The 24,510-nt window shown below is 65.2% G+C and carries 25 protein-coding genes; 15 read left to right on the top strand and 10 right to left on the bottom strand.

The window, feature by feature from the left end:
* Positions 1-17: 17 nt before the first annotated feature.
* The 3 genes from trxA to F474_RS18975 all read right to left on the bottom strand — a co-directional run bounded on the left by trxA (position 18) and on the right by F474_RS18975 (position 2,069).
* Positions 18-890, bottom strand: a complete 873-nt coding sequence (gene trxA, locus F474_RS18985; protein WP_097086992.1) for a thioredoxin — start codon at positions 888-890, stop codon at positions 18-20.
* Positions 891-956: 66 nt separating this feature from the next.
* Positions 957-1,610 carry a methyltransferase gene (locus F474_RS18980; RefSeq protein WP_097086994.1) on the bottom strand — a complete coding sequence of 218 codons (654 nt, stop codon included), beginning with the start codon at positions 1,608-1,610 and terminating at the stop codon, positions 957-959.
* Positions 1,611-2,069 (bottom strand): hypothetical protein, encoded by a 459-nt coding sequence (locus F474_RS18975; RefSeq protein WP_097086996.1) that lies wholly within the window; start codon positions 2,067-2,069, stop codon positions 1,611-1,613.
* A 117-nt stretch (positions 2,070-2,186) separates the two neighbouring features.
* On the opposite strand from F474_RS18975, the gene nrdR reads away from it, so the two are divergent.
* The 10 genes from nrdR (at position 2,187) to ribA (ending at position 9,554) form a co-directional block, all read left to right on the top strand.
* The gene (nrdR, locus tag F474_RS18970) at positions 2,187-2,651 is read left to right on the top strand and encodes a transcriptional regulator NrdR (RefSeq protein ID WP_097086998.1); all 465 of its coding nucleotides are present in this window, start codon (positions 2,187-2,189) and stop codon (positions 2,649-2,651) included.
* Positions 2,648-3,784 (top strand): bifunctional diaminohydroxyphosphoribosylaminopyrimidine deaminase/5-amino-6-(5-phosphoribosylamino)uracil reductase RibD, encoded by a 1,137-nt coding sequence (ribD, locus tag F474_RS18965; protein ID WP_097087001.1) that lies wholly within the window; start codon positions 2,648-2,650, stop codon positions 3,782-3,784. Before nrdR ends, ribD begins: the two co-directional genes overlap by 4 nt.
* Before the next feature lie 25 nt (positions 3,785-3,809).
* The gene (locus tag F474_RS18960; RefSeq protein ID WP_097087003.1) at positions 3,810-4,472 is read left to right on the top strand and encodes a riboflavin synthase; all 663 of its coding nucleotides are present in this window, start codon (positions 3,810-3,812) and stop codon (positions 4,470-4,472) included.
* A 17-nt stretch (positions 4,473-4,489) separates the two neighbouring features.
* Positions 4,490-5,581, top strand: a complete 1,092-nt coding sequence (gene ribBA, locus F474_RS18955) for a bifunctional 3,4-dihydroxy-2-butanone-4-phosphate synthase/GTP cyclohydrolase II (protein WP_097087005.1) — start codon at positions 4,490-4,492, stop codon at positions 5,579-5,581.
* Between the two features lie 79 nt (positions 5,582-5,660).
* Positions 5,661-6,137, top strand: a complete 477-nt coding sequence (gene ribE, locus F474_RS18950; RefSeq protein ID WP_097087006.1) for a 6,7-dimethyl-8-ribityllumazine synthase — start codon at positions 5,661-5,663, stop codon at positions 6,135-6,137.
* Positions 6,134-6,631, top strand: a complete 498-nt coding sequence (nusB, locus tag F474_RS18945; protein WP_097087008.1) for a transcription antitermination factor NusB — start codon at positions 6,134-6,136, stop codon at positions 6,629-6,631. Before ribE ends, nusB begins: the two co-directional genes overlap by 4 nt.
* Positions 6,632-6,642: 11 nt before the next feature.
* Positions 6,643-7,608 (top strand): thiamine-phosphate kinase, encoded by a 966-nt coding sequence (gene thiL, locus F474_RS18940; RefSeq protein ID WP_097087011.1) that lies wholly within the window; start codon positions 6,643-6,645, stop codon positions 7,606-7,608.
* Entirely contained in the window at positions 7,605-8,108 is a 504-nt protein-coding gene (locus F474_RS18935; protein WP_097087012.1) for a phosphatidylglycerophosphatase A, read from the top strand. Before thiL ends, F474_RS18935 begins: the two co-directional genes overlap by 4 nt.
* A 47-nt stretch (positions 8,109-8,155) precedes the next feature.
* Positions 8,156-8,890, top strand: coding sequence for an ABC transporter substrate-binding protein (locus F474_RS18930; protein ID WP_097087665.1), 735 nt, complete (start codon positions 8,156-8,158; stop codon positions 8,888-8,890).
* 64 nt (positions 8,891-8,954) lie between these two features.
* On the top strand, positions 8,955-9,554 hold the full coding sequence (gene ribA / locus F474_RS18925) for a GTP cyclohydrolase II (RefSeq protein WP_097087014.1): 600 nt from the start codon (positions 8,955-8,957) through the stop codon (positions 9,552-9,554).
* Positions 9,555-9,572: 18 nt separating this feature from the next.
* Here the strand turns inward: ribA and dxs are convergent, their stop codons facing one another.
* The 3 genes from dxs to F474_RS18910 all read right to left on the bottom strand — a co-directional run bounded on the left by dxs (position 9,573) and on the right by F474_RS18910 (position 12,692).
* Positions 9,573-11,459: a 1-deoxy-D-xylulose-5-phosphate synthase gene (dxs, locus tag F474_RS18920; protein ID WP_097087017.1), complete on the bottom strand. Its 1,887-nt coding sequence runs from the start codon at positions 11,457-11,459 to the stop codon at positions 9,573-9,575.
* A 106-nt stretch (positions 11,460-11,565) separates the two neighbouring features.
* Complete coding sequence (ispA, locus tag F474_RS18915) at positions 11,566-12,453, bottom strand: (2E,6E)-farnesyl diphosphate synthase (RefSeq protein ID WP_097087019.1); 888 nt, start codon at positions 12,451-12,453, stop codon at positions 11,566-11,568.
* Complete coding sequence (locus F474_RS18910; protein WP_097087021.1) at positions 12,450-12,692, bottom strand: exodeoxyribonuclease VII small subunit; 243 nt, start codon at positions 12,690-12,692, stop codon at positions 12,450-12,452. Before F474_RS18910 ends, ispA begins: the two co-directional genes overlap by 4 nt.
* 180 nt (positions 12,693-12,872) lie before the next feature.
* Here F474_RS18910 and F474_RS18905 point away from each other — a divergent pair, with 180 nt between their 5' ends.
* Together F474_RS18905 and F474_RS18900 are read left to right on the top strand one after the other, a co-directional pair.
* Complete coding sequence (locus tag F474_RS18905) at positions 12,873-13,532, top strand: M24 family metallopeptidase (RefSeq protein ID WP_097087023.1); 660 nt, start codon at positions 12,873-12,875, stop codon at positions 13,530-13,532.
* 194 nt (positions 13,533-13,726) lie between these two features.
* Entirely contained in the window at positions 13,727-14,236 is a 510-nt protein-coding gene (locus F474_RS18900; protein WP_097087026.1) for a hypothetical protein, read from the top strand.
* Here the strand turns inward: F474_RS18900 and F474_RS18895 are convergent.
* Positions 14,227-15,534, bottom strand: a complete 1,308-nt coding sequence (locus tag F474_RS18895) for a HAMP domain-containing sensor histidine kinase (RefSeq protein WP_097087029.1) — start codon at positions 15,532-15,534, stop codon at positions 14,227-14,229. The two genes, F474_RS18900 and F474_RS18895, sit on opposite strands and share 10 nt — an antisense overlap.
* Before the next feature lie 36 nt (positions 15,535-15,570).
* Here F474_RS18895 and F474_RS18890 point away from each other — a divergent pair, with 36 nt between their 5' ends.
* The 3 genes from F474_RS18890 to F474_RS18880 all read left to right on the top strand — a co-directional run bounded on the left by F474_RS18890 (position 15,571) and on the right by F474_RS18880 (position 20,396).
* Positions 15,571-16,173: a response regulator transcription factor gene (locus tag F474_RS18890; protein WP_097087031.1), complete on the top strand. Its 603-nt coding sequence runs from the start codon at positions 15,571-15,573 to the stop codon at positions 16,171-16,173.
* Positions 16,174-16,409: 236 nt separating this feature from the next.
* Positions 16,410-18,893 carry a lytic polysaccharide monooxygenase gene (locus F474_RS18885; protein ID WP_256577815.1) on the top strand — a complete coding sequence of 828 codons (2,484 nt, stop codon included), beginning with the start codon at positions 16,410-16,412 and terminating at the stop codon, positions 18,891-18,893.
* A 162-nt stretch (positions 18,894-19,055) separates the two neighbouring features.
* A complete protein-coding gene (locus F474_RS18880; protein WP_097087036.1) occupies positions 19,056-20,396 on the top strand; it encodes a hypothetical protein in 1,341 nt (446 codons plus the stop codon).
* A 13-nt stretch (positions 20,397-20,409) separates the two neighbouring features.
* Here F474_RS18880 and F474_RS18875 read toward each other — a convergent pair whose 3' ends face one another.
* From F474_RS18875 to F474_RS18865, 3 genes are read right to left on the bottom strand one after another with little or no spacing between them, the layout of a single operon-like run.
* On the bottom strand, positions 20,410-21,999 hold the full coding sequence (locus F474_RS18875) for a gamma-glutamyltransferase family protein (protein ID WP_097087038.1): 1,590 nt from the start codon (positions 21,997-21,999) through the stop codon (positions 20,410-20,412).
* Positions 22,000-22,002: 3 nt separating this feature from the next.
* The gene (gene hpxK / locus F474_RS18870) at positions 22,003-23,256 is read right to left on the bottom strand and encodes an allantoate amidohydrolase (protein WP_097087040.1); all 1,254 of its coding nucleotides are present in this window, start codon (positions 23,254-23,256) and stop codon (positions 22,003-22,005) included.
* Positions 23,253-24,491 (bottom strand): alanine--glyoxylate aminotransferase family protein, encoded by a 1,239-nt coding sequence (locus F474_RS18865; protein WP_097087043.1) that lies wholly within the window; start codon positions 24,489-24,491, stop codon positions 23,253-23,255. Before F474_RS18865 ends, hpxK begins: the two co-directional genes overlap by 4 nt.
* Between the last annotated feature and the right edge of the window lie 19 nt (positions 24,492-24,510).

The raw sequence follows: 24,510 nt of genomic DNA, 5'->3' as shown, positions 1-24,510 counted from the left end.
GTTCGCCCGGCTGGCGTTCAGTAAAGCGCGGCGAACAGCTTGCGGCGGTAGGTAGTCACCAGCGGGTGATCGTTGCCCAACAGGTCGAACACCTGCAGCAAGGTCTTGTGCGGCAAGCCCTCGTTCCATGCGCGGTTACGCACGAACAGCTTGAGCAGGGCATCGAGCGCGGCTTCGTATTGCTGCCGTGCCAACTGGCGGACCGCCAGTTGGTAAACCGCTTCGTCGTCACCAGGGTTCTGTGCCACCCGCGCCTTGAGCTCGGCCGCATCGGGCAGGGTCTCAGCCTGGCTCAGGAAGGTGAGCTGCGCCTTGGCCCCGGCCAGCTCGGCCTTGTGCTCATCACTTTTGATCGAGTCCAGAAGTGTGCTCGCCTCGCCCAGCTCACCGCGTTCGGCAAGGCAACGAGCGTAGAGGATCAGCGCGCCGACCTGGCTGCTGTCTTCGGTGAGCAGGGCCTTGAGTGTGGCTTCGGCCTGGGCGTACTGGCCTTCGCTGAACTGCGCCTGGGCCAGTTCGAAAGGGTCGTCCGCTGCAGGCGGCGGCATCTGCACATGAGGCTCGAGCATGGCCCGCACGGCCGATTCGGGCTGGGCACCGGCAAAACCATCGACCGGCTGGCCATCCTTGAACAGCACCACGGTCGGCAGGCTGCGGATACCGAACATGCCGACCACCTGCTGCTCGACGTCGCAGTTGACCTTCGCGAGCAGCAGTGCGCCCTGATAGCTTTCGGCGATCTGCTGCAGCATCGGCATCAGCACCTTGCAGGGTGCGCACCATTCGGCCCAGAAATCCACCAGCACTGGCTGGTTGAACGAGGCTTCGATCACCCGCTGCTGAAAGTCGGCATCGGTGACATCGAAGATGTAAGAAGTGTCCTGGCTCATCGTGGTTTCCAACATGACCGTTAGGCAATGCCAGCCACTATAAAGGCTCTACCTCGGCGCCGGAAGTCAGCAGCGCCGGGCATGATAAAGGCTGACCTTGCGAAACGCCTCCGGCTCGGCCAGGTCGGGCAGGGTCAGGGCATCGAGCGTGCCGAGTGGGCTGTACAGCGGGTGGTTGAAATCGCGCACCCGTGAATCGGCCACGAGTGCCTGGCGGCCGCGGCTGAGGAACTGGTCGAGCAAAGGCAGGTTGGCCCGGTCATAGAGCACATCTGCGACCAGTATCAGATCGAAGCGGTCGGCCTCGCCGAAGAAGTCTGTGCTCAGCGAAAGGCTCACGCCATTGAGCGCCGCATTGGCCTGGCAGGCTTGTAAAGCCAAGGGGTCGAGGTCGCAGGCCACTACCTCGGCCGCCCCTGCACGAGCCGCGGCGATGCCGGCGACCCCGGAACCTGCACCGAAATCCAGCACACGCTTGCCGGCCACCCAGTGCGGCGCGTCGGCCAGCCAGCGTGCCAGTGCCAGGCCGCTGGCCCAGCAGAAACACCAGTAAGGCGGGTCATTGAGAATGCGCTGGGTTTCCTCGGCGCTGAAGGGGCGCGCCATCTGCCCAGGGTCGATCAGCCACAGCGCCAGCTCGGTGCCCGGCAGTTCGGTGCGCACCAAACGGGCGTCGCCCAGCAACTGCGCCAATGCATGCCCAAGGGCAGCAGGTGCCACTCAGGGCGCCTTGTACATCTGCAAGTTGCCCAGGTTTTGTGTAGTGCCCTGGCTGATGGCCTGGGGGGCCAGGCGCAGCGTCAGAACACCTGCCTGGCTGGCGCGGCCCCGCAGTTCAACCCGGGCATTCTGCGGGAAGGCTTCGGGAGCAAAGCGCAGCTGGAATACCAACGAGCGGTTGTTGCCGGCCAGGGTGGTGCTTGACAGCAGGCGCTGCGGGCGGCTTTTTTCGTCGACCACCAGCAGCGCCAGCTCGACCTGAGCGCCAGCGGGTATGCCTTCGAGCGTACCGCTGATTTCCCGCTGCCAGGCCGGCAGCGGGCCGAGTGCTTCGGGGGCCTTGATATCGGGCGCCGGGGCCTGCGCCGCCGGCTTGGCCGGTTGAGGCTTGGGCGCGTCGCTGCCGCAGGCGGCGAGCAGCCCGCACAGTCCGAGCAAGGCGAGTGAACGTACTTTCATGGGGCCGGGGTCCTGGCTGTGGCGGCATCACTGTATACCGCAAAGCCTCGGCCTTGTCTTGCCGGGTGGATGCGCTACCATGGCCGTCCTTTATTGCAAGCGCTGTGGCCTGCCCCCATGCACTGTCCCTTTTGCGGTGCCAACGACACCAAAGTCATCGATTCACGCCTGGTCGCCGAGGGCGAGCAGGTGCGCCGGCGCCGCGAGTGCCTGGCCTGCGGCGAACGTTTCACCACCTTCGAAACTGCAGAGCTGGTGCTGCCCCGGCTGATCAAGCAAGACGGCACGCGCCAACCGTTCGACGAGGAGAAGCTTCGCGCCGGCATGCTGCGGGCGCTCGAGAAGCGGCCGGTGAGCATCGAGCGCCTCGAAGCCGCCATTGGTCACATCAAGCACAAGCTGCGCGCCACGGGCGAGCGCGAGGTCAAGTCGCTGGTGGTCGGCGAGCTGGTGATGGGCGAATTGCGCAAGCTCGATGAGGTGGCGTATATCCGCTTCGCCTCGGTTTACCGGCGCTTTCAGGACCTGGACGAGTTCCGAGAAGAGATCGACCGGCTTGCCCGCGAGCCCGCAGGCTCATGAGCCTCTCCGCCGAGCAAGGCGCGCTCGACCATCGCTACATGGCGCGGGCTCTGGAGTTGGCAGCACTGGGCCGGTATTCGACCCACCCCAACCCCCGGGTCGGTTGTGTGATCGTGCGCGGCACCGAGGTGGTGGGTGAGGGCTGGCATCGCCGCGCCGGCGAGCCGCATGCCGAGGTCCATGCGTTGCGCCAGGCCGGCGAGCGGGCGCGTGGCGCCACTGCCTATGTCACGCTTGAGCCGTGCAGCCACTTCGGCCGTACGCCGCCGTGCGCCAATGCGTTGATCGACGCAGGCGTGGCGCGGGTGGTGGCAGCGATGCGCGACCCCAACCCGCAGGTCGGCGGCGCAGGCCTGGCGCGCCTTGCCGAGGCCGGTATCGAGGTGAGCGTCGGCGTGCTCGAAGCCGATGCGCGCGCCCTCAACCCCGGTTTCATCAAGCGGATGGAGCAGGGCCTGCCCTTCGTACGCGCCAAGCTCGCCATGAGCCTGGACGGCCGCACCGCCATGGCCAACGGCGAAAGCCAATGGATCACCGGCCCCGACGCGCGCCGTGCCGTGCAGCGGCTGCGCGCCAGTGCCAGTGCCGTGCTGGCCGGCGCCGACAGCGTGATGGCCGATGGTGCGCGTATGACCGTGCGCAGCGCCGAGCTGGGCCTGCCCGATGAGCAACGAGCCCTTGCCTTGGCGCGCCCGCCGCTGCGCATCCTGATCGACGGGCGGCTGCGGGTGCCGCTGGATGCGCCGTTTTTCGCCGCAGGTCCTTCGCTGGTGGTCTGCCACAGCCTGCCTGCCGATACCGCGGCGTACACCAGCGCCCATGCTCAGTTGCTGGCGATGCCGGGCGACAACGGCCAGGTATGCCTGCCGAGCCTGCTGCGTGAGCTCGCGGCGCGCGGCATCCACGAGCTGCTGGTAGAGGCTGGCGCTCGCCTGGCTGGGGCGTTCGCCCGTCAGGGGCTGGTCGATGAGTTCCAGCTGTTCATGGCGCCATGCCTGCTGGGCTCTGATGCTCGCCCGCTGCTCGACTGGCCGTTGGCGCACATGGCCGATGCACCCCGGCTGAAGATTACCGGGCTGCGCGCCGTAGGCGATGACTGGCTGATCACTGCGGTGCCTACGCCGCCCGCATAAACCGAATTCTTCTGGAGGCACTTTCATGTTCACCGGCATCATCGAGTCGATCGGCAGCATCCGTACGATCACCCCCAAGGGTGGAGACGTGCGAGTCTACGTGCACACCGGCAAGCTGAGCCTGGCCGACGTCAAACTGGGCGACAGCATCGCCGTGAATGGCGTGTGCCTGACTGCCGTGGAGCTGCCAGGCGACGGTTTCTGGGCCGATGTCAGCCGCGAAACCCTGGATGTCACCGCGTTCGGCGACCTCAAGGCGGGCAGCCCGGTCAACCTCGAAAAAGCCCTCACCCCCACCAGCCGCCTGGGCGGCCACTTGGTGAGCGGTCACGTCGACGGCATTGGCGAGGTTGTATCCCGTGCCGATAATGCCCGCGCCATTCAGTTTCGTGTGCGTGCGCCCACGGCCCTGGCCCGGTATATCGCTCACAAGGGTTCGATCACCGTCGATGGCACCAGCCTGACCGTGAACGTGGTAGACGGCGCCGAGTTCGAGTTGACCATCGTGCCGCACACCCTGGCTGAAACCATCATGGCCGACTACCGCCCTGGGCGGCGGGTGAACCTCGAAGTTGACCTGCTGGCCCGTTATCTGGAGCGCCTGCTGCTGGGCGACAAGGCTGCCGAGCCGAGTGCAGGTGGTATCACCGAAAGCTTCCTGGCCGCCAACGGCTATTTGAAATCCTGACTGCAAGGGGGTGCCGCGTGGCGCTCAACACGATCGAAGAACTGGTCGAAGACATTCGCCAAGGCAAGATGGTCATCCTGATGGATGACGAAGACCGCGAGAACGAAGGCGACCTGATCATGGCCGCCGAATGCTGCCAGGCCCAGCACATCAACTTCATGGCGCGCTTCGCCCGTGGCCTGATCTGCATGCCGATGACCCGCGAGCGCTGCGAAACCCTGCGCCTGCCGCTGATGGCCCCGCGCAACGGTTCAGGCTTCGGCACCAAGTTCACCGTCTCGATCGAAGCCGCCGAAGGCGTGACTACCGGCATTTCCGCCGCCGACCGCGCGCGCACCGTGCAGGCGGCAGCTGCCCGCGAAGCGGTGGCCGAAGACATCGTCAGCCCCGGCCACATCTTCCCGCTGATGGCCCAGCCCGGTGGCACCCTGGCCCGTGCCGGCCACACCGAAGCGGCCTGCGACCTGGCCCGTATGGCCGGCTATGAGCCAGCCGGGGTGATCTGCGAGATCATGAACGATGACGGCACCATGTCACGCCGCGCCGAACTGGAAGCCTTCGCCGCCGAGCACGACATCAAGATCGGCACCATCGCCGACCTCATCCATTACCGGATGATCCACGAGCGCACCGTTCAGCGGGTCGCCGAGCAGCCGCTGGACAGCGAGCTGGGGCACTTCAAACTTGTGACCTACCGGGATTCGGTCGAGGGCGAGGTGCACATGGCGCTGACCTTGGGCGAGATCGGCGGCGACCTGCCCACGCTGGTGCGGGTGCACAACATGGACCCACTGCGCGACCTGCTCATGGTACGCCAGCCCGGGCGCTGGAGCCTGCGGGCGGCGATGACCACCGTGGCCGAAGCCGGTAGCGGCGTCGTATTGCTGCTGGGCCACGCCCCGGATGGCGACGCGCTGCTGGCCCAGATTCGCGAGGCGACCGAGCATACGCCGGTCAAGAAACCCACCACCTACAGCATCGTCGGTGCCGGTTCGCAGATCCTGCGCGACCTGGGTGTGCGCAAGATGCGCCTGATGAGCTCGCCGATGAAGTTCAACGCCATTTCCGGCTTCGACCTGGAAGTTGTAGAATACGTGCCATCGGAGTGAGCGGCGCCCGGCGCTGCTTGCATCTACTCTCCCACGGGCCGCAATGATGCGGCCCGGCTCTTTAAATACGAGACCCGCAATGACCGTGAAGACCATCGAAGGTACTTTCATCGCCCCCAAAGGTCGCTTTGCCCTGGTGGTCGGCCGCTTCAACAGCTTCGTCGTCGAAAGCCTGGTCAGTGGCGCCATCGATGCCCTGGTTCGCCATGGCGTGAGTGAAAGCGACATCACCATCATCCGTGCCCCTGGCGCCTTCGAAATCCCACTGGTAGCGCAGAAGGTCGCCCAGCAGGGTGACTACGACGCTATCGTCGCGCTGGGCGCGGTCATTCGGGGCGGCACGCCGCACTTCGAATACGTTGCCGGTGAATGCACCAAGGGCCTGGCCCAGGTGTCCATGGAATTCGGCCTGCCCGTCGCCTTCGGCGTGCTGACCGTCGATTCGATCGAGCAAGCCATCGAGCGTTCTGGCACCAAGGCCGGCAACAAGGGCGCTGAAGCCGCTTTGTCAGCCCTTGAAATGGTCAGCCTGCTCGGGCAGTTGGAGGCCAAGTGAGCAACGACGACAACGAGCGCTTCAACCCGCGCAGCCCGCTCGACCCCGCCCAAGCCAAGAACCGTTCCGCACGGCGCCGGGAGGCCCGCAAGTTGGCGACGCAGGCACTGTACCAGTGGCAGTTGGCAGGGCATTCGCTCAACGAGATCGAGGCCCAGTTTCGTGTCGACAACGATTTCTCCGATGTCGACGGCGCCTATTTCCGCGAGATTCTGCACGGTGTTCCGGCAAGCAAAACCGAAATCGACGCCGCTTTGGTGCCATGCCTCGACCTGGCCCTGGACGAGCTCGACCCGGTCGAGCTGGCCGTGCTGCGGCTCTCCACCTTCGAAATGCTCAAGCGGGTCGACGTGCCTTACCGCGTGGTGATCAACGAGGGCATCGAGCTGGCCAAGCTGTTTGGCTCCACCGACGGCCACAAATTCGTCAACGGTGTACTCGACAAGCTCGCGCCACAACTGCGTGGGCCTGAAGTGAAGGCGAACAAGCGCTGAGTGCCGCAATTATGGGTGAGTTCGAACTCATCGGCCGTTACTTCGCCGCCGCGCCCTGTGCTGGGCACGGCGGCGAAGTTGCTTTAGGCATTGGCGACGATTGTGCCTTGCTGGCTCCCCTGGCGGGCGAGCAACTGGCGGTGTCCACCGACACGCTGGTCAGCGGTGTCCATTTCCCCGAGGGGGCCGACCCGTTTCTGCTAGGCCAGCGTTCACTGGCCGTGGCCGCCAGTGACCTGGCCGCAATGGGCGCCCGGCCGTTGGGCTTTACCCTCGCCCTGACCCTGCCTGCGTTTTCTGCCCAGTGGCTGGAGCGCTATGCGGCGGGCCTGTCGCACATGGCGCAGCGCTGCGCCTTGCGGTTGATAGGGGGCGACACCACCCGCGGCCCGCTGAGCCTGACTCTCACCGTTTTTGGCAGTGTGCCTTCTGGCGGGGCGCTATTGCGCTCCGGTGCCCGTGCTGGCGAGTTGTTCTGTGTCGGTGGCCCGTTGGGCGACGCTGCCGGGGCCTTGCCGCTCGTGCTGGGCCAGCGCCAGGCCCCGCCCGAGCTGGCTGAGCCACTGCTGGCCCGTTACTGGTCGCCCCAGCCTCAACTGCTATTGGGCCAGGCATTGCGCGGGTACGCCAGTGCTGCACTCGACATCTCTGACGGGTTGCTCGCCGACGCTGGGCACATTGCGCAAGCCTCGGGGGTGGCCATTCTAATCGAACGATCACGGGTGCCAGTGTCTGATGCCTTACGGGCTGTGCTGGGCGAGCCTGCTGCATTGCAGGCGGCACTGGCCGGCGGTGACGACTATATCTTGGCGTTCAGCCTGCCCGGCCATGCGCTCACGCCTTTGCAAGCGGCGGGCTGGCCGATCCTGCCGATCGGCCAGGTAGTGGCCGGGCAGGGCGTCCAACTGGTCGATGAGGCAGGGCTGGACATCACTCCGGCCGTGCGTGGCTATCAACACTTTCAGGAGACCCTGTGAGCGAACATCCTCATCAGGTGCCTGGCGAATTCGTACCGCCCTCGGTATGGCGTAACCCCTGGCACTTCATCGCCTTCGGCTTCGGCTCCGGGACCTTGCCCAAGGCCCCCGGCACCTGGGGGTCGCTGGTGGCCATCCCGTTCATTCCGCTGTGGCAGATGCTACCCGATTGGGGCTACTGGCTGATGCTCGGCGTGTCGATGCTGTTCGGCTTCTGGCTGTGTGGCAAGGTCGCCGATGACCTGCGTGTTCACGACCACGAGGGCATTGTCTGGGATGAGATTGTAGGGATGTGGATCACCCTCTGGCTAGTGCCTGCCGGCTGGTACTGGCTGCTGGTCGGGTTTTTGGTGTTCCGCTTCTTCGATATTCTCAAGCCTTGGCCGATCCGCTGGATCGACCGGCACGTGCATGGCGGTGTGGGCATCATGCTCGATGACGTACTCGCCGGGGTGTTTGCGTGGGCCAGCATGCAAGTGATTGTCTGGGCAGTAGGCTGATCGGCAGGGAGTCGAAGGTGGCTAAATGGATCTGGCTGGTATTGCTCATGAGCATACCGCTGCTGGGCCGGGCTGAGCCGGCCACTGTCCGGGTGGTGAGCAAGGAGTGGGCCGACTACACCAACGCCGACGGCACCGGCCTTGCCTGGGACCTGCTGCGGGCGATCTTCGAACCGGCCGGTTACCGGGTACAGCCGCGCACCGACCTGTATGTGCGTTCGCTTGGGCTGGTGCGAGAGGGCCACGCCGATATCTGGGTGGGCTCCTACCAGAAGGAACGCGAGGGGCTGTACCCGCGCTGGAACTACGACATCGATCACATCTATGCCCTGAGAGCCTCCGGCAAACCAGCACCGGACCGCGGGCGATTGGGCGACTATCGGCTGGCCTGGGTGTACGGCTACGAATTGCAGCGCTACCTGCCCGGTGTTCGGAGTTTCCAAGAAGTGCAGCGTCGCACGGGTATCCTGCAGATGCTCGACAAGGGCCGTATCGACTACTACGTCGATGCACTGAGCGAGATAGACGTGATTCTTCAGGCCGCAGCCAACCCGCAGGATTACCGGCTGAGCCACCTGGCAGAGTTGCCGCTGTACTTGGGGTTCGCCAACACCGCCGATGGCCAGCGGCTGCGTGAGGTGTTCGACCGGCGCATGGACGAATTGGTCCCAGCCGGTGCGCTTCGCCCGATCTTCGGCCGATGGAGGCAACCTTACCCCTTCGAGGGCGCCGCCAGGCCTGGATCGAGCGCTTCGATAGGTGTGCCCAATAATTTGGAATAAGCCTCTGGCCCAGGCTGCTGTTACACTGTCACACTTTCCTTTCAAGCCCGTTCAGGAGCGCCCTGTGCCTGTTGCGTTCGTTGCCGCCTGCCAACTGCCGACCCCCTTTGCCACCTTCACCATGCATGGCTTTCGAGAAGAGCAAAGCGGGCGAGAGCATGTAGCCCTGACGTTGGGTGATATCGCCGACGGTGCGCCGGTACTGGGCCGTTTGCATTCAGAGTGCCTTACGGGGGATGCGCTGTTCAGCCAGCGTTGCGATTGTGGTTCGCAATTGGAAGCGGCCCTGCAGGCCATCGCCCACGAAGGCCGCGGCGTGCTGCTTTACCTGCGCCAGGAAGGGCGCGGGATCGGGCTGCTGAACAAGATCCGCGCCTATGAGTTGCAGGATGGCGGTGCTGACACGGTCGAGGCGAACGAGCGCCTGGGCTTCGCTGCCGACCAGCGCGATTACCGCATCGTGCAGCCGATGCTCGAGCACCTGGGCGTCAAGGCCATGCGCCTGATGACCAACAACCCGCGCAAGGTCCAGGCATTGGCCGACTTGGGCGTAGCTGTGGCCGAGCGTGTGCCGTTGCATACCGGGCACAACCCGCACAACAAGTACTACCTGGCGACCAAAGCCGTGAAATTGGGGCACATGATGGGAACACCCGCCAGCTAAGTGCTGGCGGGCGTGCGGTCACTTCGCCAGGCGCTGGCGGATGGCCGCTTCGATCCCGGCGGCGTCCAACCCGCACTCGGCGAGCATCTGTGCCGGCTTGGCGTGTTCGACATAGAGGTCTGGCAGCCCCAGATGCAACAGCGGTTTGGCCATACCCTCACGGGCCAGGAATTCGCCCACTGCACTGCCAGCGCCACCCATCACTGCGTTCTCTTCCACCGTGACCAGCAACTCGTGGCTGCCTGCCAGTTCGAGAACCAGCGCTTCATCCAGCGGTTTGACGAAGCGCATGTCTGCCACCGTGGCATCCAGCGCCTCGGCGGCCACCAGCGCATCGGCCAGTTGCACGCCGAACACCAATACGGCCACTTTACGGCCCTGGCGGCGCACTACGCCCTTGCCGATTTCAAGGGTCTGCAGGCCACCTTCGATGACAGCGTTCGGGCCGCTACCCCTCGGGTAGCGCACCGCTGCCGGGCCTGGATAGTGGTAGCCGGTGCTGAGCATGAGGCGTAGCTCGTTCTCATCGCTTGGCGCCATGATCAGCATGCCCGGCACGCAGCGCAGGTAAGACAGGTCGAAACTGCCGGCGTGGGTCGGGCCGTCTTCACCTACCAGGCCCGCCCGGTCGATGGCGAACAGTACGTCGAGATTCTGCACGGCGACGTCATGAATCAACTGGTCGTAGGCGCGCTGCAGAAAGGTCGAATAGATGGCAACCACTGGTTTGGCGCCTTCGCAGGCCATGCCGGCGGCCAGCGTCACGGCATGTTGCTCGGCGATCGCCACGTCGAAGTAACGCTCTGGGAAGCGCTCGCTGAAGGCAACCAGATCCGAGCCTTCCTTCATCGCCGGCGTGATGCCCACCAGTTTCGGGTCGGCCTCGGCCATGTCGCACAGCCATTGGCCAAACACCGCAGAGTATTTGGGGCCAACGGCTTTCTTGGGTGCAGGTGGCGGGTTCAGCGGCTCGAGCTTGGTGATGGCGTGATACTCGATCGGGTCGACCTCCGCTGGCGCGAACCCCTTGCCCTTCTTGGTCACGATATGCAGGAACTGCGGGCCCTTGAGGTCTCGCATGTTGCGAAGGGTGGCGATCAGCGTGGGCAGGTCATGGCCATCGATGGGGCCGATGTAGTTCCAGCCCAGCTCTTCGAACAGCGTGCCGGGCACCAGCATGCCCTTGGCGTATTCTTCGGTGCGCCGGGCGATCTCCCAGGCCCCGGGCAGGCGCGACAACACCTTCTTGCTGCCTTCGCGCATGCTGGCATAGGTGCGGCTGGAAAGGATCTTCGCCAGGTAGTTGGACAACCCGCCGACGTTGCGCGAGATCGACATGTCGTTATCGTTGAGGATAACCAGCATGTTGGCATTCACTTCGGGCGCGTGGTTCAGGGCCTCGAAGGCCATGCCCGCAGTCAACGCGCCGTCGCCGATCACTGCGATCGACTTGCGCTCGCTGCCTTGCAGGCGGGCAGCGATGGCCATGCCCAGCGCGGCGCTGATCGACGTGCTGGAGTGGCCTACACCGAAGGTGTCGAAGGGGCTTTCGCTACGACGTGGGAAGGCCGCCAGGCCGTCCTTCTGGCGCAGCGTGGGCATGCGCTCACGGCGCTCGGTGAGAATCTTGTGCGGATAGGCCTGGTGGCCGACGTCCCACACCAGGCGGTCGTCGGGGGTGTCGAAGACGTAATGCAGGGCGATGGTCAGCTCGATCACCCCCAGGCCCGCGCCAAAATGCCCGCCCGTCAGGCCGACCGAATACAGCAGCTCCAGGCGCAGCTCGTCAGCCAGCTCTTCCAGCTCGGCTTCGCCCAGCCGGCGCAGGCCTGCGGGTGTCGCGGCACGGTCAAGCAGGGGCGTGAGCGGGCGTTCGCGGGGAATCTCTTGAAACGTCGTAGGCATCAGGCGGGTCGTTTTTTGGCGTGTATAAAAGGCCGCAGTTTAACCCAATGAGTGCCGGGGAACAGCTACCTGGCACTGATTGACGGCCAACCAAGGCGTCGAAGGCTCAGTGGCGGCGCTCGACGATGTAGCGCGCCAGCTCGCGCAGGGGCTCGGCGGCGGCATCGAAGGGGCGCAGTGCATGCAAGGCCTGGTCGCGCAACTCCTGCGCATAGGCTTTGGCCTCGGCCAGCCCTAGAAGTGCCGGATAAGTCGGCTTGTCGCGGGCGATATCGGCGCCCTGGCGCTTGCCCAACGTGGCAGTGTCGCTCTCCACATCGAGGATGTCGTCCTGCACCTGAAAGGCCAACCCCACGGCCTGGGCATAGGCCTGCAGCGCATTGAGGTCAGCGTTGTCGGCGCGCTCGCTGGACAGAGCACCCAGGCGCACGCTGGCTTCGATCAGCGCACCGGTCTTGTGCCGGTGCATGCGCTCCAGTGCCGCTTGGTCCAGATGCTTGCCCACCGAGCCCAGGTCGATGGCCTGGCCGCCGACCATGCCGGCCGGCCCGGCAGCCAACGCCAGGGTGCGGACCATCTCCAGGCGCGTGGCATCGCTGAGGTCTGCAAGCGCAGGCGAGGTGAGGGCGGTGAAGGCCAGGCTTTGCAGGCCGTCGCCCGCCAGGATCGCACAGGCTTCGTCGAAAGCCTTGTGAGTCGTGGGCTGGCCGCGGCGCAGGTCGTCGTCGTCCATCGCCGGCAGGTCGTCGTGCACCAGCGAATAGGCGTGTATCAACTCAACCGCGCAGGCTGCACCATTGGCTCGTTCCGGCGCAGCGCCCAGCGCTTGGCAGGCCCCGTAGGCCAACAGCGGGCGTATCCGCTTGCCACCGTTCATCACGCTGTAGCGCATGGCTTCGTAAAGGCGAGCGAGGTCGGCCAGCGGTGCCTGAAACAGTGTCGCCAGTGCCTGGTCGACGCGCGCCTGGCACAGTGCTTGATACTGCGCGATCATTCGGCGCCATCCAGGTCCAGAGGGGCCTCGACCAGCTCGCCGTCGCGCTCGAGCAGTTGCTGCACTTTCTGCTCGGCCTGGGTAAGGGCGTCCTGGCAATCACGGGTCAGGCCGATGCCCTTTTCGAAGGCGGCCAGGGAGTCTTCCAGCGACAGCTCGCCGTTTTCCAGGCTTTCGACCAGCGTTTGCAATTCCGCCAGGGACGCTTCGAAGTCAACGGGAGCTTTTTTACGGGCCATGCTAGGCGCCTCGGTAACCGATTATGAACGGCCGCGACGTTAGCAGAGCCGCGCAGGCGGGGCAAATCACTCGCTGCCGTACGCAAGGCGCCGCGTGGCTAAATGAAGGCTGCACGGCCATGCCGCGGGGGCTATAGTCGCAGGCACCCTACGCCATCCCGCGCCCCAGGAGCCGCCACTGTGACCGCCTACTCCAAAGAAGCCACCGGCCAGCATTACAGCCTTGCCGCCATGCAGCAGGCCCAGGCTGCTACCTGGCAGGTGATCGAGCGCCTGGCCGCCCGCATCGAACCCGGCATGCGTGAGTCCGATGCGCAGGCCATCGGCAAGCAGGTGCTGGCGGAGCTTGAGACACCGCGTATCTGGCATCCGCTGCTGGTGCGCTTTGGGGAAAACACCTTGAAGATGTTTCACCAACGTTCCGATGGCGACCCGGTACTGGGCGAGCACGATATCTTCTTCATCGACCTCGGGGCCGTGTATGGCGGCCATGAAGGCGATGCGGGCGCCAGTTTCACAACCGGCAGCGACCCGGAAATGATCGCCTGCGCCGCAGCTGCCAAAACCCTGTACGACGAGGTCGAGGCGCGGTGGCGCAGCACCGGTGCTACGGGCCCGCAGCTGTACGATTTCGCCCGTGAGCGCGCCGGTGCGATGGGCTGGCAGCTGAATCTGGACATCAAGGGCCACCGCGTGAGTGATTTCCCCCACGCGATCTACAAGGCCGGCGACCTTGGCGATTACACCGGCCGTCCGTCGTCCGGGCTGTGGATTCTGGAAATCCAGATCCGCCACCCCAGCAAGGCCTATGGGGCCTTCTATGAGGACCTTCTGGTCTGAAAGCGCGACACCACCGATAGCCACGAGTGCCCTGAATTAGCACATCCGTACTATTGGTGGTGGAGGGGGTGGGGTGTTTACTGTCGCGGCAAACCACCTTTCATTCATTTTGCATACAACAGCGCCATGGACCCGGCGAGCTCGTGGTACCCCTATTGGGGTGTGGCGAGGGTCCCGCGCAAGGAACCGGACCTGTGAAAAAGCCTCTTTTCGTGATCGCTGCCCTGGCCTTGGCAGGCTGCGCCAACATGCCCAATGGCACCGGCGGCGGGCTCAACGTGATCAACAGCCTCACTGGCCAACCCGCGCAGACTCAACCTTTCGACCTGGTGCAGCTCAACCGCACCCTGGTGCCCGGCAAGACGACCTCCGACCAGGTGTTGACCGCCATGGGCGCGCCAACCACTCGCCAGGCCACCGGCGCTGGCGAAGAAACCTGGCAATACCTGCGTGATACCGGCACTGCAAGCGCCAGTGACAGCGGCCCGCTGAGCGGCCTGACCAACTCACTGCCTACCCAGACTCGCAACCGGGTCAATACCAGCATCAATCGCAACACCTCTCAAGGCGGCTATGCGTCCGATATCCTCGAGTTCGCCAATGGGGCGCTCAAGGGCCAGCAAGGTGGGGCGGCAGGCAACGGCCCGCGCAACGTTACCGTTCGCTTTGCCAAGGGCGTGGTGAAAGATTTCAGCTACCAGTGATCCGCAGCCCGGCCTGCGCGCTGCGGCTGTTCCATCCTTTGCAAGCCCTCGGCTGGTTCAGCGCGCATATGCAGGCCGGGCAGCGGGGCGCGCGCCAGCCCGGTGTCGATTGGCCGCAGCGGGCCCACGCCGACGCACGTACCTTGCCCTGGCCGGGAGCGAATCGCAACGCTCATGCCCAAGCTTTGAGCCAGCTGGCTGACGATCGCCAACCCCAGGCCCTGGCCCGGGACCGAAGCGCTCGCCGTGATCCGGTAGCACTCATCGAATATCCGGGCCAACTGCGCTTGGGCCATTCCGGGGCCGTTGTCATGCACTTGCAGCCACCAGCCCGTAGCGCAGCGCCGGGTGCCGACCAGAACACGGCTGCCGGGGGCGTAGGTGAGGGCGTTGGCGATCAGGTTTTGCAGCATGCGGGCCAGCAGGTCCGGGTCGCTTTCCACGAGGCGCCGGGTCAATCGCGAGCTGAGTACAACGCCGCTGGCGCGGGCTTGTTGCTCGAAGGGGCGCAAGGCTTCCTCCACCAACTGGTGCAGGTCGACCGCTTGGGCTACAGGCTGCAGCGGGCTGCGGTCCATCTGGTAACCGTCGAGAAAACGCCGGAACAGCTGCGAGGCATTGAGCAGCGACTGGTCGATGTTGTCGACCATGCGCTGCTGTGTGGCGTCGAGCGGCCCTTCGCGCAGGCATGCGGTGAACAGCCCGATCGACTGAATCGGCTGGCGCAGGTCGTGGCTGGCCTGGGCCAGAAACCTCGAGTTCTCCAGGTGGCCGCGCTGGTGTTCGGCGGCGATCCGGTGTGCTTGCCGGGTGAGAAAACAGGCATAGCTGGGCACAGCGAGCATAGCCAGCACCAGGGCAACCACCATGAACGGATGGGCCTGCCACATGGGCGTGAGGTACCAGGCCAAAGCCAGCGAGCTCAGGCCCAGCGTGGTGGCCAATGCCAGGTCACGGCGGCCGAAGCGCACGGCATTACCGACGGTCACCCACAAGAGCACCGCGTACAGCGGCAGTGCCGGCTCACCGCCGAGCACCATGGCGAAGGTAATGGCGGCATAGTCATGGAGCATTTCCATCAACCGGCGCAGCGGGCGATAGCCGGGGCGTTTCTTGATATGGCGGCGTAACAGTGCAGATACAATCAGAAAGAAAAAGCTGTAGGCCAACACCGGAGCGAATGATGCAAATACCGAGCTCGGCAACATCGATACCACCGCCACATACAGCGCAGCGCAACTTGCCACCACCAATCTCACGGTGGCCTGCTCCAGTTCGGTGTCTTTCATGGGATACATGGCAGTGCTTTCCTCTGGCAGGGGGCCGGTAACCCCGTGGCCGATCGCATCATCATCGCCGACGACCACCCACTGTTTCGCGAGGGTGTAGCGCGCAATGTTAAACGCTTGATACCTGATGCCACCATCGAACAAGCAGCAACGGTCGATGAGGTCGAGGCGTTGGCGCAGTCGGGGGCCGCGCCGCGGGTGATCGTTCTGGACCTGTGCTTTCCGGGTGTCTACGGCACTGCCCACGTAACCCGCCTGCGGCAGGCGTTTCCAAGCTCAGTGATCGTGGTGGTATCGATGCTCGAACGGCATTCGATCGCCCGCCAGGCCATTGCCGCAGGCGCGAATGCTTTCATCGGTAAAGGAGTGCCTGCCAGGCAGTTCTGCGACACCTTGATGGCGGCATGCGCTGGGCAGGTGCTGGTGTGCCTACCTTCCCAGGGCGCTCGGCAGGGCACGGCACCGTTGCCCTTGACGCCTCGCCAGCAGGACGTACTGCGGTTGATCACCGCCGGCAAGAGCAACAAAGAAATCGCGCGTGAGCTGGGCATTTCGCCGTTCACGGTGCGCATCCATGTTTCGGCTCTGTTCAAAGCTCTCGGCGTGGCGAGCCGAACCGAGGCCGCATTGCGCGGGCTCGGCCTCTAGGCACGAAAACCAGTAGATTTGCCAGCTTTGTCACCTTGTGTTTGTCCCTACCATGGGTGTCGGCGACGTCCTGTCGCCTTGCGCTTGCCCGGCAGTCCTGCGCACTGACAAACAGAGGATTGAACAGCATGGCAAAGCCAACACGCTGGTTCGAGCATGCAGCGAAAACGCTCAAGGCAACGATCGCTCGAAAACGGTCGGCAGCAGGTCTGCGGGTCGAAGATGCCGCCAGCACGATGCCTAACATTCGCGGCAAAAAGATTCTCATGGGTTTCTGGCACAACTGGGCCCCCAACCCGGGTGGCGACGGCTATCAGCGTGGGGAGTTCGCCGCTCTGCAGCTCACCGACGTGCCTACGCCTTACAACGTAGTGGCCGTTGCCTTCATGAAAGGCCATGGCATCCCGACCTTCAAGCCCTATGCGCTCAGTGATGAAGCGTTTCGCCAACAAGTCGGAGCGCTCAATGCCCAAGGCCGCGCCGTACTGATTTCCCTGGGCGGTGCCGATGCCGAGATCGAGTTTCGCGAGGGCGACGAGCAGGCATTCGCGTTCGAGCTGGTACGCCTTGTGGAGACCTATGGTTTCGACGGCCTGGACATCGACCTGGAACAAAGCGCCATCAAAGCCGGTGCCAATGCACAGGTGATCCCGGCCGCGCTGAAACTGGTGCGCGATCACTACGCCGGGCAGGGCAAGCATTTCATCATCAGCATGGCCCCGGAGTTTCCCTACTTGAAGCCCGGCAATGCCTACGAGCCCTATATCAGCGGCTTGGAAGGCTATTACGACTTCATCGCGCCGCAGTTCTACAACCAGGGCGGCGACGGCGTCTGGGTCGATGAGCTCAACCTTTGGCTGACCCAGAATAACGATGCGCAGAAGGCAGACTTTCTGTTCTACCTCACCGATAGCCTCGTGCATGGCACGCGCGGCTATCTGAAAATTCCCGCCGATAAGTTCGTGATCGGCCTGCCCTCGAACGTCGACGCCGCTGCAACCGGTTATGTAGACGAAGCGGAGAAAGCCAACACTGCTCTGCTTCGGCTTACCGAGCAAGGAACCCCAGTGCGCGGGCTGATGACCTGGTCGGTCAACTGGGATGCAGGCCGCAGTAGAGAGGGCACGCCCTACGGGTGGGAGTTCGTCGAGCGTTATCGTTGGATCACCGAGGGCGGGGAAGGCCCAGGCCCGGACCCAGAGCCGGATCCAGATCCAGAGCCGGAACCAGAACCGGCTCAATGGCAGGAAGGCAAGCTGTACGTTCGGGGAGACACAGTGATGTGGAAAGGTCAAAAGTACCTGTGCAAGGGCAAACACACAGCCCGCATGGATTGGGCGCCCGATGCGGCGCACAACCTGTGGGGCGCAAGCAACAGCCAAGGGGCGCCGATCACGCCGGCTCACGGCGGCGTGTTTCTGCCTAAGTCTCGCGCCGTGCGGGCCTGGGAGCGTGGCGTTGCAGGGATGGACGCTTCGATCCCCTACTCACTGGAGGCCGGCAAGTTTTTCCCGGCTTACCAAACGGGCCTGATCGACCCTGTTGGCGGCCCCGACGACTCGCCTAGCCACCTGCAGCCTGCCGACGGCCAGATCGCCAGCGCCGGGCACCCTCAGGCGCGCTTGCTGGATGAGGTGGCCAGCGAAACCGGTGCGCCCTGGCCGACGCATTCGGTGCAAGCCCGCCAGAGCCTGCGCTTCGAGTGGCATTACTCTGCGATCCACGCCGCGCGGCGCTGGAACTACTTCATCACGCGCCCGGATTGGGACCCGTCGAAAAAGCTCAGCCGTGCCCAGTTCGAGAGCGAGCCGTTCACCACGGTGCAATTCGATCTGGTACCGACCTGGCGATATCGCGAAGAGCTGCTGCCCCCCGACCCCACCGTGCATGAGATAACCCTGCCTTACCGTGAGGGTTACCACGTCTTGCTGGCAGTATGGGAGGTGGCCGATACCGGCATGGCGTTCTATCAGGTCGTCGACCTGAGTTTCGAAGCTGGCTCCACAGGTGAGCCCGGCAGCCCATCCAACCTGCGCGTCGCTACCCGCACCACCAGCAGCATCGGCCTGGCATGGCAGGCCAGTACGTCCGGCACCGCAGCCGCGGGGTATGAAATCGCCCGTGACGGCCAGCCCGCCGCTTACCGGGGTGCCCATGACCTGGAATGGCTGGATGAAGGCCTGCAACCTGGAACCGCCTATGCCTACGAGGTGGTTGCGGTAGATCGCGAGGGCCATCGTTCGCAGCCCGCGCGCGTGAGCGCCGCTACCTTGCCGTTGGAAGAGGGCGTAAAACCGACCGAGCCCCTGGCGCTGCATGCGATGGGCGTGACTGCCCGTAGCGCCAGCCTGATGTGGGGCGCGCCCGCTACTGGCCAGGCCGGTGTAGACGGCTATCGCCTCTACCGAGACGGCGCGCTTCTGGAGCAATTGAGCCCTCCAGCGCTGACCTACACCGCCGAAGGGCTTAGCGAAGGGGTGGAGTACGAGTTCTTCGTGACTGCCTACAACGCCAGCGGCGAATCGGTGCCCAGCAACGTGTTGCGGGTCACACCGCAGGGCGAGGAGGGCACCCGCCCTTGGAGCTCGGCCGGGGTGAGCTACCGCGTGGGTGACCAGGTCAGTTACAAGGGGGCGGGTTATCGCTGCATCCAGGCCCACGTGTCCAACTCTGCCTGGAGCCCTGAACAGGCGCCGACGCTGTGGAGCCCACTTGCCTGAATAGGCACTGGCCCATGCCCGTACCGGGGATGGGCCAGTTATCTCAAGCTTGGTAATTTTTCCTACAGAACTGTCGGAAACGCCCGATGGAACGGTCTTGTTCAGCCCGCTAAGGTTCGCCTCCCTTCACATTTGCTGACAACCACCGGAGCCGGGCGGCCTATGAACATCACCCTTCACATGCTCACTGACGACCCTGAAATCGCCTCGCTCGCCAGTCGTTACTGGGCGGCGGACCAAGACGGCCGCTTCCTTGAGCGTGTGCGTGACTTGCTACCGTTTCGCGACCTGCGCCAAGCCGCCCAGCTCACGCAGTTTTTGCGCGAGCATTGCCGGGTACTGGACGAAAACCAGCGCTGCCCCCGTTGCCAGGCTGCCATCGCAATTACCAGCCGCTCGGCCGTGCAGCCCTCGCTGGTGCGTGCACACCGGCCTTGCGATGCCTGCGCGGCCAAGCTGGCGCATGCCATGTTGGAGGCCCGCGCCCGGGAGGAGCGGGCGCTGGCCGAGAAGCTCCAGGCCTACATGCAGGCCCAGCCTGCGCAGGTAACCAGCTACGGCGCGCTCGCTGACGACAGCGCGCTGCTGTTAATGGCGCTGGACGCCGCGCTGGCGCCGCGCCTGGGCGCCGGTGAGTTTCGCGCCACCGAATGCCACGGGCTAGTTGCAGCGCACGCCCCGCAGTTTCTTGAGCGGCTGCGCCAAGCCGGAGTGCTGCGCGAAGAGCCGATGAAGGCAAGCGACGGCACCTATTTTCTGGAGCATGGCAGCTTGATGGCTCGGCCCTCGGCGAAGGTGTACTCCCTTGCGCCGGCCTTGGACGGGGAGGGCCTTGTGAGCATGGTCCGGCCCCAGCAGGGCAGGCTGTTCGACGACGCACCGCGGCTCTATGACCTGTGGCTGGATTACTCGGTGGCCGACTGCATGGCCTATTTCGAGATGCAGGCGGCGCTCTACGCTCACGAGGTGTTCGACGAGGAGCGCGCCGAGGTGTGCAGCATCTTGCGTGCAGGGCTTGAGCATTACTGCGTGGCGCAGTTGTGGTCATTGATCTGGCGGGTGGTCCGCGACGCCGCGAGCCTGTCCCGGCACACCTTTTACAACCGCGCCAAAGCGGCCGCCACGATCCCGGGCAAGCTGCGCCGCGCCCTGGAGCGCGCCCGCCGAGAGGCATTGGAAGTCCGCTGTTGGCGCCGCCCCGAGCAGCAGCCGGCCGGCACATTGGGCATGGTCTTCGAAGATCTTTTCGGCCTCAGCGAGAACAGTGCAGGCTCCCTGGCCTGGGCCGCGTTCTCACATCGCAGCGAAGCCTGGGCCGGTTCGGCAACCGAACCGGCTAACGGGGCCATGGCGCGGCGGCTGATGATCCGCGCACTGGGCGCGGACCAGGCCCTGGCCTCCATCGAGCGGTTGAGCGAAGCGCTGGCCAGCGGCATGCCGCTTGAGCATGCCCTGGCGCAGGTACTTCAGAGCCTGCCCGATACGGCTTCACTACCGGGTTGAGGCAAGCGCCTGTTCAAGCCACTGCCACGGCGCCATCGCTACGAGGGTCGCTGCCTCCCTCCAGCGAACCGTCGGGGTAGCGGATCAGGCAGCCGGCATGCCCGCAGGTTTCGTCGTAATCGGCCAGCTGTTCCACTTCATGCCCCAACGCCCGAAGTTCGGCCAGGGTGTCATCAGGGAAGCGGCCCTCGAGCTTGAGTGAATCGCAGGCTTGCCCCCAGGTGCGCCCGAGTAGCCAGCGGGGGGCGCTCACCGCCTCCTGGGCGCTCAGCCCATGGCTGACGACGCGGGTGAATACCGCCGACTGGTTCTGCGGCTGGCCATCACCGCCCATGCTGCCGTAGGCCATCAGGCGGCCGTCGGCCAGGTGCGCCAGGGCCGGGTTGAGTGTATGGAACGGCCGCTTGCCCGGTGCGAGCACATTGATATGCCCGGGGGCGAGCGAAAACGAGGCGCCGCGGTTTTGCCAGTTCACCCCGCTTTGCGCCAGCACGATGCCGGAGCCGAACTCGTGGTAGATACTCTGGATCATCGACACCGCGTTGCCCTGGTTGTCGATCACGCCAAGCCACACCGTGTCGGCCGGGCCCTTGCCCGAGCCCCACGGGGCAGCCCGGTTCGGGTCGATGCGGGCGGCCAGCGCGTCCAGCTCCGCCGCCTCCAGGAAGTGCACGGCTTCCACGCTCATGTGCCGCGGGTCGGTGATGTGGCGGTCGCGTATCGCGAACGCCTGCTTGGCCGCCTCTACTGCACTGTGCACGTAGCCAGCGCTCAGGTGGTGGGCGTTTGCGCCGGGCTGGCGGTCCATCAGGCCGAGGATGAGCAACGACACCAGCCCTTGGGTCGGTGGCGGCAGGTTATACACCTGGCCTTGGCTGTGTTGCAGCATCAGTGGGGTGCAGGTTTGTGCGCGGTGCTGCAGGAAGTCCTCCAGCGTCAGGGCACTGCCCACGCCCGAGAGGTCAGCCGCCATGCTGCGCGCGAGCTCGCCTTGGTAAAAGTCGGCGAGCCCGGCGCGGCCCAGTTGCTCCAGGGTACTGGCCAGGCGAGGTTGGCGGAACCGAGCACCCACCTCAGGCGCTGCACCGCCGGCCAGGAAGGTTTGGGCGAAGCCGGCCACCTGCGCCAGCTCTGGTAGCTTGCCCTGCGTGCTGCGATGCTGGCTGGCGGTCACCGGCACGCCGTCGCGGGCGTGGGCGATGGCGTCTTCCAGAAGCCTTGAAAGTGGCAGCCGGCCGCCAAGCAAGGTGCGTGACACTTCAAGGCTGCGTTCCCAGGCGCTGACGGTGCCAGCGAGGGTGAGCGCTGCCTTTGGGCCTCGATACGGGACATTCTGCATGCCGTCGAAATAGCCCTCCGGCAGCCTCGCTGGCGCGCTGCCGCAGCCTTCTACACCCATGACCTGCCGGCCCGTGGCGGTGTTGGCGCTGATCAGCCAGAAGCTATCGCCACCGATACCATTCATGTGCGGATAGGCCACCGCGATGGTGGCCGCCGCCGCTACCATCGCTTCGATGGCATTGCCGCCATCGCGCAGCACAGCCAACGCGGTGGTGGACGCTAGGGCGTGGGGGGCTACGGCGATGCCGTGGGCGGGCTGCATCGATCAAACTCCTGCGGCGTTTGCCACGTCAGTGATCCAGTGGGTGTAGGCCTGTACGGCCAGGCCTACGTCTTCGACGTTCACCGCTTCGGCGGGGTGATGGCTGACGCCACCGGCACACCGCACGAACAGCATTGCCGACGGCCAGTGGCGCGCCAGGGCGATGGCATCGTGGCCCGCCCCGCTGGCTAGCGAAAAGCTGCGGCCCTGCACCCGCGCCAGCACCGCCTCGGCACTGCGCTGCAGGCGAGGGTCGCAACCGGTGGCTTCGATGCGGTAAAACTCCTCGGCGATAAAGCTCAAGCCCCGCGCCTGCGCCAATTGCTCGGCGTGTGCCAGCAACTCGGCAAGCAAGCGTTCCAGTGCTTGGTCTTCGGGGCCGCGGATGTCCAGCGAGAGTTTCACCTCGCCGGGAATGACGTTTACCGCGCCTGGGTAGCACTGCAAGGTGCCGAACGTTGCCACCTGCTGCCCCGGCGCCTGAAGCGTGTGTTGCTCGGCCCAGGCCATCCAGTGTGCAGCCGCCGCCAGCGCGTCGTGGCGGTGCTGCATCGGTACGGTGCCGGCATGCCCGGCATGGCCGGTGAAGGTGCAGTTGAGCCGGCGCGCGCCGTTGATGGCAGTCACCACGCCCAGCGCGAGGTCTTCACGCTCCAGGCAAGGGCCTTGTTCGATGTGCAGCTCCAGATAGGCCGCGATCTGCTCGCGATGCCGCGCGGCGCTGGCGATGTGAGCGATGTCCAGCCCTGCCGTGGCCAGCGCCTGGGCGACGGTGATGCCGTCGGCGTCCTGGGCATCGGCCCATTGCGCAGGCCAGGTGCCGGCCAGGCCCCGGCTGCCGAGCAAGGTGATGCCGAAGCGGGTGCCTTCCTCGTCGGCAAAACCCACCACCTCGATGGCCAGCGGCAGGCGAATGCCCTGTGTGTTGAGGTGATTCACCGCCTCGATGGCGCTGACCACCCCGAGCATGCCGTCATAGCGGCCTGCATTACGGACCGTGTCCAGGTGCGAGCCGAGCAGCACCGCCGGAGCGCCGGCCTGCTGGCCTTCGTAGCGGCCGCAGATGTTGCCGACGCCGTCCTGCCATACGCGCATGCCTGCGGCCTGCATCCATCGGCCGACGCACTGGTTGGCGCGCAGATGCTCGGGTGAAAGATAGACGCGGGTGAGCTGGGAGGGGCTTTCGCTGATCGCCGCCAGCTCATCGCAGCGGGCCATGATGCGCGCGGCGGCGCTGCGCGCCTGCTCGCTGTTCATGGCCGTGGCTCGAGGTAGTGGTCCCAGGCGGCTTGCAGGGCGGCGCCCTGGCGCGTGCGCCAGCCCAGGTGGGTCAGCACCGCCTCGAGCGCACAGAGGGTCTGCATCACGCAATCCTTGCGGGCGTTGTAGCCCATGGTCCCGAGGCGCCACACTTTGCCGGCCAAAGGGCCGAAGGAAGTGCCGATCTCGATGCCGAAATCCTGAAGCATCAGCTGGCGCACCTGCTCGCCGTGCACGCCGTCGGGGATGTACACCGCGACCACGTTGTTCATTTTGTAAGCCGGGTTGCCGAACACCTTCAGGCCCATGCCTTCCAGGCCCTTGCGCATCGCGTCGCCGTGCAGCTTGTGGCGGGCGATGCCTGCCTCCAGGCCTTCTTCGAGCAGGATGCGCGCGCACTCGTGGGCACCGAACAGCGCTGAAGTCGCCTCGGTATGGTGGTTCAGCCGCTGCGGGCTCCAGTAATCGAGGATCATCCCCAGGTCGAAGTAGTTGGAGTAGATCAGCTGGTCATCGCCATCCTGCTCATCGGCACTGCGAATGCCCGCCTCCACGCACTTGCGCTGTCGGATCAACGCCTCCAGGCGCGGGCTGAGGGTCACCGGTGCGGTGCCGGGCGGGCCGCCCAAGCACTTCTGCAGGCCGGCCGAAACCGCGTCCAGGCCCCAGGCGTCGGCTTCCAGCCGGTTGCCGCCCAGTGATGCGGTGGCGTCGGTGTAGAACAGCACCCCGTGGCGCTGGCAGATGTCGCCTAGCTCCGCCAAGGGTTGCAGCAGGGTAGTGGAGGTATCGCCATGCACGGTCAGTAGCAAGCGAGGCTTGACCTGCTTGACCGCGTCCTCGATCTGCTGAGGGTCGAACACCTCGCCCCACGGCACTTCGATGCTGTGCACCTCGGCACGGCAGCGCCGGGCGATTTCACACAGCAGGTGGCCAAAGCGCCCGAACACCGGTACCAGCACTCGATCGCCCGGCCGGATCGCCGACACCAGCACCGCTTCGATACCGGCGCGCGAGGTGCCGTTGATCAAGAGCGTGGCGGGGTTCTGGGTGCGAAACACACCGCGGTACAACGCCATCACTTCGTTCATGTAGCCGGTCATGGCCGGGTCGTATTGGCCCACCAGTTGGTTGGCCATCGCGCGCAGCACACGCGGGTCGGCGTTGATCGGGCCGGGCCCCATCAACAGGCGCGCGGGTGGGTTGACCGGGGCAAAGGCAGAGGTGTTCATCGGCAGGCAACTCTCGTTC

It is taken from the genome of Pseudomonas sp. URIL14HWK12:I12 (assembly GCF_003097135.1).
GTDB lineage: Bacteria > Pseudomonadota > Gammaproteobacteria > Pseudomonadales > Pseudomonadaceae > Aquipseudomonas.
This window is presented reverse-complemented; position numbering and strand designations above follow the sequence as displayed.

Excerpts from the sequence above, each read along its gene's own strand:
- F474_RS18880 (WP_097087036.1), top strand. The coding sequence starts at position 19,056 with ATGAACATCACCCTTCACATGCTCACTGACGACCCTGAAATCGCCTCG.
- F474_RS18930 (WP_097087665.1), top strand. The coding sequence starts at position 8,156 with ATGAGCATACCGCTGCTGGGCCGGGCTGAGCCGGCCACTGTCCGGGTG.
- ispA (WP_097087019.1), bottom strand. The coding sequence starts at position 12,453 with ATGATCGCGCAGTATCAAGCACTGTGCCAGGCGCGCGTCGACCAGGCA.
- trxA (WP_097086992.1), bottom strand. The coding sequence starts at position 890 with ATGAGCCAGGACACTTCTTACATCTTCGATGTCACCGATGCCGACTTT.
- F474_RS18875 (WP_097087038.1), bottom strand. The coding sequence starts at position 21,999 with ATGCAGCCCGCCCACGGCATCGCCGTAGCCCCCCACGCCCTAGCGTCC.
- F474_RS18960 (WP_097087003.1), top strand. The coding sequence starts at position 3,810 with ATGTTCACCGGCATCATCGAGTCGATCGGCAGCATCCGTACGATCACC.
- ribD (WP_097087001.1), top strand. The coding sequence starts at position 2,648 with ATGAGCCTCTCCGCCGAGCAAGGCGCGCTCGACCATCGCTACATGGCG.
- F474_RS18865 (WP_097087043.1), bottom strand. The coding sequence starts at position 24,491 with ATGAACACCTCTGCCTTTGCCCCGGTCAACCCACCCGCGCGCCTGTTG.
- F474_RS18910 (WP_097087021.1), bottom strand. The coding sequence starts at position 12,692 with ATGGCCCGTAAAAAAGCTCCCGTTGACTTCGAAGCGTCCCTGGCGGAA.
- ribE (WP_097087006.1), top strand. The coding sequence starts at position 5,661 with ATGACCGTGAAGACCATCGAAGGTACTTTCATCGCCCCCAAAGGTCGC.
- thiL (WP_097087011.1), top strand. The coding sequence starts at position 6,643 with ATGGGTGAGTTCGAACTCATCGGCCGTTACTTCGCCGCCGCGCCCTGT.
- F474_RS18975 (WP_097086996.1), bottom strand. The coding sequence starts at position 2,069 with ATGAAAGTACGTTCACTCGCCTTGCTCGGACTGTGCGGGCTGCTCGCC.
- nrdR (WP_097086998.1), top strand. The coding sequence starts at position 2,187 with ATGCACTGTCCCTTTTGCGGTGCCAACGACACCAAAGTCATCGATTCA.
- hpxK (WP_097087040.1), bottom strand. The coding sequence starts at position 23,256 with ATGAACAGCGAGCAGGCGCGCAGCGCCGCCGCGCGCATCATGGCCCGC.
- dxs (WP_097087017.1), bottom strand. The coding sequence starts at position 11,459 with ATGCCTACGACGTTTCAAGAGATTCCCCGCGAACGCCCGCTCACGCCC.
- F474_RS18895 (WP_097087029.1), bottom strand. The coding sequence starts at position 15,534 with ATGTATCCCATGAAAGACACCGAACTGGAGCAGGCCACCGTGAGATTG.
- F474_RS18885 (WP_256577815.1), top strand. The coding sequence starts at position 16,410 with ATGCCTAACATTCGCGGCAAAAAGATTCTCATGGGTTTCTGGCACAAC.